The sequence below is a fragment of the Dietzia sp. UBA5065 genome (assembly GCA_002415925.1).
Lineage (GTDB): Bacteria > Actinomycetota > Actinomycetes > Mycobacteriales > Mycobacteriaceae > Dietzia.
This window is the reverse complement of sequence record DIAZ01000102.1, coordinates 1-448: the sequence shown is the minus strand read 5'-3', so window position 1 is coordinate 448 and position 448 is coordinate 1. Positions and strand designations below refer to the sequence as shown.

The 448-nt window shown below is 77.0% G+C and carries 1 protein-coding gene and 1 pseudogene; both read left to right on the top strand.

Annotation, left to right across the window (positions count from 1 at the left end):
- Window positions 1-201 (top strand): CysS/YqeB C-terminal domain-containing protein (locus B4M60_RS07750; RefSeq protein ID WP_422653258.1); only part of this gene is annotated, 201 nt, incomplete at its 5' end.
- A 1-nt stretch (window position 202) separates the two neighbouring features.
- Window positions 203-448: pseudogene (locus tag B4M60_RS07745) on the top strand (23S rRNA (guanosine(2251)-2'-O)-methyltransferase RlmB); the annotation flags it as partial.

Below are 448 nucleotides of genomic sequence, written 5' to 3'. Positions count from 1 at the left end.
GCGGGCGCGCATGCTGACACCGGGGCCGAGGAGGCACTCGACGCCCTGGTCCAGGTCCAGCTCCAGGCCCGTCAGGCCGCCCGGCTCGCGCGCGACTTCGCGGCGGCCGACACGATCCGGGACCAGCTCCAGGCCGCCGGCATCCAGATCGAGGACACCCCCACCGGGCCCCGGTGGTCACGACGACGTCGGGAGACCTGACATGGCCGGCAACACTCGACGTCCGGGCGCCACCCGCAAGGTGACGACCAAGAAGGGTCCGACCGTCGGCAGCGGCGGCCAGCGGCGCAAGGGGCTGGAGGGCCGCGGGCCGACCCCGAAGGCCGAGGACCGCCCGAACCACAAGGCGCACCGCTCGGGGTCCTCGGGCTCGTCGGGCTCCCCGGCAGGACAGGGGGGCCAGGCCTACGGCCGTGGTTCCGCGCCCGCCGGCCGCGGCGCCCCCGCC